This window comes from Rhizobium hidalgonense (genome assembly GCF_002914525.1).
GTDB lineage: Bacteria > Pseudomonadota > Alphaproteobacteria > Rhizobiales > Rhizobiaceae > Rhizobium > Rhizobium hidalgonense.
The window spans coordinates 435,198-444,948 of sequence record NZ_LODW01000048.1 but is presented as its reverse complement, the minus strand read 5'-3'; the positions used below and the strand labels follow the sequence as shown (position 1 = coordinate 444,948).

Sequence of the window (9,751 nt, the reverse complement as noted above, 5' to 3'; positions counted from 1 at the left end):
CGCTCAACCAGGGCGACGCCGTCACCGACACGCTGAGCGTCAGCTCGCTCGACGGCACGGCCAGCCACAATATCGTCGTCGCCATCACCGGCGCCGATGATGGACCAGCCAGGCAGGCACCGACCGATATTAAGCTGACGCCTGTCGTTCCGGCGGATAGCGTCAACTTCAATAGTTTTGAATTCAGTGGTCTGCTGACGGCGACTGATGCCGACACAGGCGGATTCAACTTCGGCATTGCTTCGCAGTCGAATCCGGGCTTGTTTTCGATAACCGGCAATACGCTGAGTTCGGATGCACTATCGACGAACGGTACATTTTCGGTGACGGTAACGGCGACGCAGACGGGTGATCCCATAGGGCCGGCCTTCGAAAAGACCGAGACGTTCACGATTATCACCGGTGGCAACGGCAATTCACAGGACAATCCCACCGGTGGAACGGGCGACGACGTGCTCTACGGCGGTGGCGGTAACGATATGATGTTCGGGCTAGGAGGTGACGACACTCTTTTCGGCCAAGACGGCAATGACACCCTCAACGGCGGTGCTGGTAACAACACCCTTACCGGGGGCGTGGGAAATGACACCTTCTTTCTCCAAAGGTTTGCCACCACCACGAACCATATGACCGACTTCAATGCTGGGACGAACAGCACAATGGTGGACAGGTTCCAATTAGACGTTGGAGGCGGCGCGTTGGAGTTCGCCGTCGGCAACAACAATACAAGCGTGGAAAACGTGAAGGTGGGAAACAACGGCACGATCAATGTTGCCGGAACGGAGGTTGGCGTCAAAACGGACGTGAGCGTCACGAACGCAACCGTCCAGAGCACCATCAACGGTTACAGCAACATAACCACAGGGGCATTGTTCGTGTTCCACAATACGGATCTCGGCCATGCGGCGGTCTACTACGATCCGAACCCAAGTTCAGCCGGCGGCGCGGTGCTGGTTGCTGAATTCGACAACATCACCACCCTCGGCGGACTTGCAAATTTCAACTCGGGCGATTTCTTGTTTGGCTGAGGCGGTCTGTGACCACAACCAGCATTGACCGCGCTCGCAGACGATGAGCTAAAAAGGCGCCGCAATCGTCCGGCTACGGCGGGAGCCTGATCCCGTTTCGCGAACGCCTCGCGCGCCGCCGTGCTTCCCCATTACTCGTCGGGGTCACGCCCGTCGATTTGGCCTCCGCGATCGGCGTTACCAGGATCAGCGGCACCGACCCAAAGGGCAGGCCGTCGACTGACCGGCGTGGCGGCTGAGCACGATGCGGGTTGAGGCTGCCGCTTCCCAATAGAGGTGGGAGGGTGGGAGAACGTCTCCGCCTCCTCCAATCCCCTCATCCCTGCGCTGGTCACAGGATCGAGCGCGCCCAAGTCTTTGGGCGCGGAAGTCTCTTCAAGCGTGCATTTGGCTGTTTACCGCGCGAACGCGCCGTGCCCGGATTCCTGTGGCGGGCACAGGAATCCGTGGGTGGAAGGCTCTCCTAGCATGGATCCTCGGTGGTCTTTAGAATGTCAGGAACCAGCAGCATGCGCCCTCAATTGCTCCCGTCGTTCGGCCGCGCCTTGGCGCTGTCGTTTCTGCTGTCCGAGGTGGTTTTGCCGTCCGGCTGTTGGCCGAAATAGGTACCGCCAAGGTGGCCGCCGGCGCTGGTGTTCTTAACCTGCTGTTCAGCGCGTTTCTGGAGTTCACGGACGTTGGTCTTGCTCATCTTTCGGCTCCCTGTTTGAGGTTGCGACCTCGAGAGAACCAGTGGGGGACGACACTGTTCCAAATTTTGTGCGGGAACACTTGGCGCGCTTCCCGGTTTTTCCTACTCAACCAAGGAGAAACGACGATGGGCATGACAACCCCCAAGGATGGCGCTCCCGGCACCACAGATCAGTCTCCCCGATGGGAAGGCCCGAAGGAAAACACCCCGCGCGGCTATCTGAAAGCCAAAGACGATCCGGACCGCGATCGCGACGCGCATGGCGAAAACAACCGCGATCCCGAGACCAAGGACCTCGGCGACGCGCTGAAGCAGAAGGGTGAATGAGATGGCCAATCCCGAAAAAGACGCGGCCGGCCAGTTCGCAAAATCTCGGGCCGACCGGAAAAGCACGGGTGTTGCCAGCGCCAAGCCAACTGTCATCACCGGCTCGCAAGATGCGACGGTGCACAAGAACCCGCCCGGCAAGAAGAAGTCGGGCAAGGATTGGGACATCAATTACGATCCCGCCGATATGAACGAAGGCCGGATGCGCTAACCACATCGCATACAGAATTCGATTCATGCAACGCGGCTAGTCTTTGTTTTACATCCCTCAGCCGCCGAAATAGGCCGGGTGATCGATATCGGCGAGGAGGCCAGGCTGCTCCGGCTGCCAACCGATCAGCGCGCGGGTGTGAGCGCTCGAGGTCGGCACGTCGAAGCCGGCAAACATCGCAAACCAACCGAAATGCTCGGCCGCCTCTTCCGGTGAAAGTGAAACGACAGGCACATTTAGTCGCCGGCCGATCACCTCGGCAATCTGCCTGAACGGCACGCCCTCTTCGGCAACTGCAAGGAAGGGGCCGGCTTCGACGCCATGCTCCAGCGCCAGGCGATAGACCCTAGCAGCATCCAACCTGTGCACGGCAGGCCAGCGGTTCAGTCCTTCGCCTATGCAGGCCGAGACACCCTTTCGCCGGGCGGTGTCGATCAGGATCGGCACGAAGCCGTGATCGCGGCGGCCATGCACCGAAGGCGGCAGCCGCACGGTGGAGGCGCGCACGCCGCGTGCGGCGAGCAATACCGCGGTGATTTCGGAGGCCCGCGGATAGGTCTCGGTGGTCGGCATGGGCGGGTCGTTCTCGGTGCCGACGCGACCCGGCGCATGGCCAAGGCCTGCCGTCACCAGCAGCGGCCGGCCGGAGCCATTCAGGGCTTCGCCGAGCGCCTCGATCGCGCGCCGGTCAAGGGCGCAATTCTCAGCGAATTTTGAGAAGTCATGGTTGAAGCCGGTATGGATGACGCCGTCGGCCTCGGCGGCACCGCGCTTCAGGCTTTCCCTATCCTCAAGCGTGCCGCGGTGGACCTCGGCGCCGGCGGCCCTGAGCTCTTCAGCGCCCTTTTCCGATCGGGTAAGGCCTAACACCTGATGGCCGGCCGCGATCAGCTCGCTGACGACAGCCGAGCCGACCCAGCCGGTGGCTCCGGTTACAAATACACGCATATGCAAATCTCCGGTTTCGACAGGAGACACATATCGAGGCTTAGGGTATCATGGTAAAGTAGTGACATTATCATGGTATAAAGGCTAATAGGATGGGCGAATTCGTCGCCACCGACAATCTTCTCGGCAGCTATCTCAAGGACCGCCGCGCCAAGCTCGATCCCGCCGCCTTCGGTTTTGCGGCAGAGAGACGGCGCACGCCTGGCTTGCGCCGCGAGGAGGTAGCGAGCCGCGCAAATATCAGCCCGACTTGGTACACCTGGCTGGAGCAGGGACGCGGCGGGGCGCCGTCGGCCGATGTGCTCGACCGGATTTCGCGCGCCCTGATGCTGACAGATGTCGAGCGCGAGCATCTCTTCCTCATCGGCCTCGGCCGGCCGCCCGAGGTGCGCTACCGCAAAGAAGAGGGCGTGACGCCGCGCCTACAAGGCGTGCTCGATGCGCTGGATCCGAGCCCGGCGCTGATCCGCACCGCGATCTGGGATGTAGTCGCCTGGAACCGGGCGGCGACCGTGCTGCTGACCGATTACGGCGCGCTGCCTCCGCAAGAGCGCAACGTGCTGCGCTTCATCTTCCTCGATCCGCGCGTGCGCGCCGCCCAGTACGACTGGGAAAGTGTCGCCCGCTTCGTCGTCGCCGCCTTCCGGGTCGACGCGGCGCGTGCGGGTGCCGCTGCCGAGGTTGAGCCGCTGGTCGAGGAACTCTGCCGCAAGAGCCCGGAATTCCTGGCCATGTGGCGCGACAACGACGTGCGCACCCACGGCGAGGGCGCCAAACACATCAAACACCCGGTCCTCGGGCTCCTCTCCTTTGAGTATTCGGCCTTTCAGGTGGACGGCCGGCCGGACCTCAGCATGGTGGTGTACAACCCCGCGACGGCTGAGGATACGCAGAAGATCACGGGGTTGCTGGGGTGAGTGAGGGAATTTGATTATCCCCATGATGGGCCAATCCACCGCCGCAATCCGGACAAATCTGCAGTGATGGTGTGCATCAACGCTCACAATATTTGAGCCGGGGTAACAATTATACCGCGATCGAGATCAAGCGCCGTCCGGTCGATCTCAAGGAGATGATCCCGCCGGCGGAATTGATCGATCCCTCTTCATGGGGCTTTACCGTTAGCGACTAAGAGGTGGGTGGGCATTGATCACGTGCTGCCACAGGCGCGCGATGCTCGTCCTAACATCGCCCTGCCGAAGGATTGCGGGTTGAATAATTGTATTTGACCTTGTCAACTTATGTAAGTATATATTTCTAATATTGAGTAAATTAAGGCGTGTTGGAAAGAAGTGTTCCGTGGCTATCCGAGTTCTGATCGCGGCTTTTATTTTGAGTTTGTTGATATGGGGCAGTGTTTATTACGGGGTTGGCGGAATTTCTGGTGCGGTTTTTACTTTACGTGACTTTACGGAGCGCGCGATCGGCAACGCGACAAACAGGCGGTAGCCCCGTTGCGCCGGTGATCGGCGGATCCCCAATCAGAAAGCATCGACAATAAGGAAAAGCGACGGCGGATGCATGAGGCGGATGGGCTGTGGCGCGCCGGCCCGTTACCACCCACGGGCAGGACGGGAATTGCCGCAGCGTCGCGCACGTCCGATCCGGCAAGTATTCTGGCCGAACCCCGATATTGCCCCGCCCGTTTTCCATATGGCGGGGCAACTTTTATGGGGCAGCTCCGCCGTGAGCAGGCTGCTAACGTGGGCGGCGATGCTATTGCAGCGTACGTGTCTGGATCTGCGCGGCGGGGGCGTGAGGAGCGGATGCGGGCACGCCGCCGCCTTCCAGTCCCGTTGCCACCACCGAGACTCGGAACTTGCCGTCAAGGCTGCGGTCGAAGATGGCGCCGACGACGATGTCGGCATCGTCCTGTACCTCGTCGCGAATGCGGCTGGCCGCTTCGTCGACTTCGAACAGCGTCATATCCGAACCGCCCGAGATCGAGATCAGCACTCCCCTGGCGCCCTTCATCGAGATATCGTCGAGAAGGGGGTTGGCAATTGCGGCTTCCGCCGCCTTCATCGCGCGGCTCTCGCCGGAGGCTTCGCCCGTGCCCATCATGGCGCGGCCCATACCTTGCATGACCGACTTCACGTCGGCAAAATCGAGGTTGATCAGGCCTTCCTTGACGATGAGATCGGTAATGCAGCCGACGCCGGCATAGAGCACACGGTCGGCGGTCATGAACGCATCGGCGAAAGTGGTTTTCGCGTCGGCAATGCGGAAGAGGTTTTGATTGGGAATGACGATGACCGTGTCGGCTGCCTGGCGAAGCGCCTCGATGCCGACTTCCGCCGTCCGCATGCGGCGATTGCCCTCGAAGGTGAAGGGCTTGGTGACGACGCCGACGGTCAGGATGCCGGCCGCACGCGCGGCGCGGGCGATGACTGGGGCAGCACCGGTGCCCGTCCCGCCGCCCATGCCGGCTGTGACGAAACACATATGCGATCCCGCCAGATGATCCATGATCTCATCGATCGACTCCTCGGCAGCCGCATGGCCGATCTCGGGGAGCGAACCGGCGCCGAGACCCTCCGTCACGTTTGCACCGAGTTGAATGCGCCGCGTCGCCTTTGATGTGGCGAGGACCTGGGCGTCCGTATTTGCGGCGATGAATTCAACGCCCGCCAGCTTTTCCGCGATCATATTGTTGATCGCATTGCCCCCACCACCGCCGACGCCGATTACAGTAATATGCGGCCGCAGTCCCGAAATGCCGCTCTTGGCGTCCGTCATCGCACTCTCCTTGATGTTCTTTCACGCCACGCCCTCGTCGTGCCTAGCGAATCGAGGCCTAGGATAGCCGCCCAACATGGCGGAGGCGAGGCGAAAGACGTCTCGGGGCGACACTCCTGTGTACGTAGTCTTCATCGATCGCGGCCATGGCCTTTGCTGATTTCGCTGACTGGCCCACAAGGCATGAACCAAAGCCGCGCTGCGGTGTTTACAGACAGGCTTCTTTTTCCGGCAAAGGAACGATCCCCATGCAAAAACTTCTCCTTTCAGGCCTTGCTCTTGCGGCATTGGCCGGCACAGCCTTCGCGCAACAACCGCCTGCTCCGCCAGCCACGGGGACACCGCCCGCAGCGGCCGATACGGGCTCGCCACCGCCGCCGACGCCTCCACCACCGAATCCGTCTGCTTCCGGTGATGACGAGCCGATGACAAGCGAGCCGGATGCGCGGCCAAGAGATCGCCCCGATTACCGGTGGCATGGATCGAGGGGCGATATGGGCTTCCACGACGACAGGGGTTTCCGTGGCGACAGGGGCTTCCGTGGTTTCCGCGGTCATCGGCCGTTCCTGCCGCCGCCGTCGAAGGCCGCCCATTTCCGGATCGAGGACGGGGACACCAGGATTGATCTGAAATGCGCCGAAGACGAACCGATGAAAGCCTGCGCCGACCTGCTGCTCCAGGTGATGGACCGCCTGCAAGGCCAGGACTAAGCTTGAACATTCTGGCATAACCAGAATGCTATACGACGGTGCGACCGCCCGCATTCTCGCGCGGGCGGCTTCGTCTGCTGCGGAAGCATTGACGGTGCGCCGATTTACCTCTAGCTATGCTGCCCATGAAAATCGCGATGGTTCTGGCAGTGGTGATCGGGCGCATGGGCAGGGTGGTGTAACCATCCGGCGAAAGCTCCCATGCGCGATAAGCAGGCTCCTGACGGGGCCTTTTTTTATGCCCTGAATCCGGGCGGGCGCCTCGTCGGACTTTCCACACATCATTACACTGATCAAGGAACGGAACCATGAGATCCCGTCATTCCATCGACATCCCGCGCGCGCAGATGACCGGCGCGGAAATCGTTCTCCAGGCGTTGAGAGACAACGGCGTCCAGCACATTTTCGGCTATCCCGGCGCTGCCGTGCTGCCGATTTATGACGAGCTTTTCCAGCAGGAAGACATCAGGCACATTCTGGTTCGCCATGAGCAGGGCGCCGGCCATGCCGCCGAGGGATATGCACGCTCGACGGGCAAGGTCGGCGTCATGCTGGTCACATCAGGTCCCGGCGTCACCAACGCGATCACGCCCCTGCAGGATGCCCTGATGGATTCCGTGCCGCTCGTCTGCCTGGCCGGCCAGGTGCCGACGACGCTGATCGGGTCCGATGCGTTTCAGGAATGCGATACCGTTGGCATCACCCGAGCCTGCACGAAACACAATCGGCTGGTCGGCGACGTCAATGACCTTGCCGCCACCATCCACGAGGCCTTTCGCATCGCCAGATCCGGCCGGCCCGGCCCCGTTCTGGTCGACATGCCCAAGGATGTGCTGTTTGCAAGCGGCAGCTATACGCCGCCTGAGGCCGTCGCCCCGAGAACGAGCGACCAGACGGACCATCGCGGTGGCATCGGGGAGATCGAGGCTGCCGTCGCTCTGATGGCAACTGCGCGCCGGCCGGTCATCTGCGTGGGCGGCGGCGTCATCAATTCCGGCCCTGAAGCGGTAAGACTGCTGCGCGAGCTGGTCGATCTCTGCGGCTTTCCCGTCACGTCGACGCTGATGGGGCTCGGCGCTTATCCCGCTTCCAGCCCGAACTGGCTGAAGATGACCGGGCTTCATGGCTCCTATGAGGCCAATATGGCGATGCACGACTGCGACCTCATACTCTGCATCGGGGCGCGTTTCGACGGCGGGCTCACCTCCAGCGTCGATGGTTTGTCACCGAGTGCCCGGAGGATTCATATCGATATCGATGCTTCCTCGCTCAACAAGACCGTAGGCGCCGATATCGCCATCCGCGGCGATGCCGCCAAGGTGCTTGCCGACCTCGTTCGTCTGTGGCGGGCGCTGCCGCGGGCACCGGACCGGGCGAGACTGACCGAGTGGCGGAACGCGATCGCGGGCTGGCTGGCACGGCGATCGTTTTCCTACGCGATGCGCGAGGACGTCATCATGCCGCAATATGCCATCGAGCGGCTTTATGAACTGACCAAGGATCGGGAAACCTACATCACGACGGAGGCCGGCCGGCATCAGATATGGGCGGCGCAATATTATCGCTTCGAGCAGCCGAACCGCTGGATGACATCAGGCGGCCTGGGGACGATGGGATACGGGCTGCCCGCCGCCCTCGGCGTGCAGATCGCCAATCCCGACAGCCTCGTCATCGACATAGCGGGCGATGCCTCGGTGCAGACGACGATGAAGGAAATGTCGGCCGCCGTGCAGCACAAGGCGCCGATCAAGATCTTCATTCTCAACGGCGGCGATCAGTTAACGCACGGCAGCACGGAAACCCGGATTTCGTAAAACTTGCGGAAGCCTATGGCGGACACGGCATTCGCTGCGAGAGGCCGGCCGAACTCGACGATGCGATTACGGAGATGATCGAGGTGAACAGGCCTGTTCTGTTCGACTGCCGCGTCGCCGAATTCGCCGCGCCTGCCGACGACTGGGGCGGGCAGGGCGTATCATAATATGTTGCTGCCCGGCGAGGTTGGCGACGCGCTGTTTGCCGCGTCAGCCGATGTTGGCGGAGAGAGTCGCGTCTAGCGACTTTGGAACACGGTTTGAAATGTCAGTCGCAGCTGTGGATTCTGCGACTGACATCGAGCCATCAGGCCTCCGGCTTTAGGGAGAGGTTTTCAGCGCTCGGGCCGGCTATTTGATGACGCTTACGGCTCAGCCGCAACCCATCGCAGCGGGAAACCTTTGCCGACCGAGTGAATGCTGTCGACTCGATGCCAGGCGCCTCACACGCCATTCCCGCGCGATCACCCGCCAGGCGGCCGGCGGGGTAGCGAAGGCGCGGGAGAAGGCGCGGTTGAAGGCGGCGTCGGTGGCGTAGCCTGCGTCGTCGGTGATCGCCGCGATTGGCTGTGAAAAGCTGGGGCTGGGCAGAAATGTCTGCGAAAGCCTCCCGCCGCAATGCTTGCACGAAACAATGGACCTGTGAGATTGTGCATTTGGGATTGCATGATCAGGGCGGAGTGGCGGATGCGGCTGGGTGACATGCAGTCTGTTCTTCAAATCAGCGTTGCGTTGAATCTGGCGTATTTTTCGTTTCGCGAGATACGCACGCCGGCTTTGAAGCAATACGATCGCGCCATGAGGCAGACCGACGAGACCATTGCGCGGGCTCTGGCGCTTTACCGATCGGTACCGAAACCGGAAAAGATCTTGCCGGGCAGCGAGGAGACAAGCGCTTGGATGACGGCGGATGTGGAGGCTCAGAAACTGAACCTTCATATCTGGAACCAGCGTCGTTCGCAGGCACCCTACAGCGAAAACATGTATTCTTACGATAAGGCTGTCAGCTACGCGGCGCTTGTTGTCGGCGCCATCGCTTTCGTTCTTCTGGTACTGTGCTCTGCCTTTGCGGGAGAGGCCATTCGCATTCGCTATTTTCTCGGCGTCACCGGGATTTGCCTTCTCCCGACCATGATGGCTGTCGCCTACAGCTGGCTGATAGCGGGCATGGTGGAAAAAGAGATTGGCATCGTGAAGGACAGGGCGCTCGCTGTCGAACAGGAGATGCAGCGCCTTACGGAGAAGGTGCCGCGCAAATATTTCTCCGCGCCGGCACTATAGGA

Annotated in this window: 9 protein-coding genes and 2 pseudogenes; 7 read left to right on the top strand and 4 right to left on the bottom strand. The window is 61.3% G+C overall.

Annotated elements, in window-relative coordinates; translation table 11 throughout:
• Window positions 1-1,028: calcium-binding protein (locus ATY29_RS12135; protein WP_097532815.1), on the top strand; the 1,028-nt coding region annotated here is incomplete at its 5' end.
• A 517-nt stretch (window positions 1,029-1,545) separates the two neighbouring features.
• Here ATY29_RS12135 and ATY29_RS36845 read toward each other — a convergent pair.
• The gene (locus tag ATY29_RS36845) at window positions 1,546-1,719 is read right to left on the bottom strand and encodes a hypothetical protein (RefSeq protein WP_097532814.1); all 174 of its coding nucleotides are present in this window, start codon (window positions 1,717-1,719) and stop codon (window positions 1,546-1,548) included.
• A gap of 126 nt (window positions 1,720-1,845) precedes the next feature.
• Between ATY29_RS36845 and ATY29_RS12130 the strand changes: the two genes are divergently transcribed.
• Window positions 1,846-2,046, top strand: coding sequence for a hypothetical protein (locus ATY29_RS12130; RefSeq protein ID WP_025416503.1), 201 nt, complete (start codon window positions 1,846-1,848; stop codon window positions 2,044-2,046).
• A gap of 1 nt (window position 2,047) precedes the next feature.
• Entirely contained in the window at window positions 2,048-2,257 is a 210-nt protein-coding gene (locus ATY29_RS12125; RefSeq protein WP_097532813.1) for a hypothetical protein, read from the top strand.
• A gap of 57 nt (window positions 2,258-2,314) precedes the next feature.
• Here the strand turns inward: ATY29_RS12125 and ATY29_RS12120 are convergent, their stop codons facing one another.
• On the bottom strand, window positions 2,315-3,205 hold the full coding sequence (locus ATY29_RS12120) for an SDR family oxidoreductase (RefSeq protein WP_097532812.1): 891 nt from the start codon (window positions 3,203-3,205) through the stop codon (window positions 2,315-2,317).
• A 92-nt stretch (window positions 3,206-3,297) separates the two neighbouring features.
• Here ATY29_RS12120 and ATY29_RS12115 point away from each other — a divergent pair, with 92 nt between their 5' ends.
• Window positions 3,298-4,122 carry a helix-turn-helix transcriptional regulator gene (locus ATY29_RS12115; RefSeq protein ID WP_097532811.1) on the top strand — a complete coding sequence of 275 codons (825 nt, stop codon included), beginning with the start codon at window positions 3,298-3,300 and terminating at the stop codon, window positions 4,120-4,122.
• A gap of 799 nt (window positions 4,123-4,921) precedes the next feature.
• On the opposite strand, the gene ftsZ is transcribed toward ATY29_RS12115, so the two are convergent.
• On the bottom strand, window positions 4,922-5,944 hold the full coding sequence (gene ftsZ, locus ATY29_RS12110; RefSeq protein WP_003564537.1) for a cell division protein FtsZ: 1,023 nt from the start codon (window positions 5,942-5,944) through the stop codon (window positions 4,922-4,924).
• Window positions 5,945-6,192: 248 nt separating this feature from the next.
• On the opposite strand from ftsZ, the gene ATY29_RS12105 reads away from it, so the two are divergent.
• A complete protein-coding gene (locus tag ATY29_RS12105) occupies window positions 6,193-6,654 on the top strand; it encodes a hypothetical protein (protein ID WP_037091365.1) in 462 nt (153 codons plus the stop codon).
• 308 nt (window positions 6,655-6,962) lie between these two features.
• A pseudogene (ilvB, locus tag ATY29_RS12100) lies at window positions 6,963-8,635 on the top strand (biosynthetic-type acetolactate synthase large subunit).
• 205 nt (window positions 8,636-8,840) lie between these two features.
• Here ilvB and ATY29_RS37650 read toward each other — a convergent pair.
• A pseudogene (locus ATY29_RS37650) lies at window positions 8,841-9,038 on the bottom strand (hypothetical protein); the annotation flags it as partial.
• Between the two features lie 117 nt (window positions 9,039-9,155).
• Between ATY29_RS37650 and ATY29_RS12090 the strand changes: the two are divergent.
• Window positions 9,156-9,749: a hypothetical protein gene (locus tag ATY29_RS12090; RefSeq protein WP_025416498.1), complete on the top strand. Its 594-nt coding sequence runs from the start codon at window positions 9,156-9,158 to the stop codon at window positions 9,747-9,749.
• Window positions 9,750-9,751: the final 2 nt, after the last annotated feature.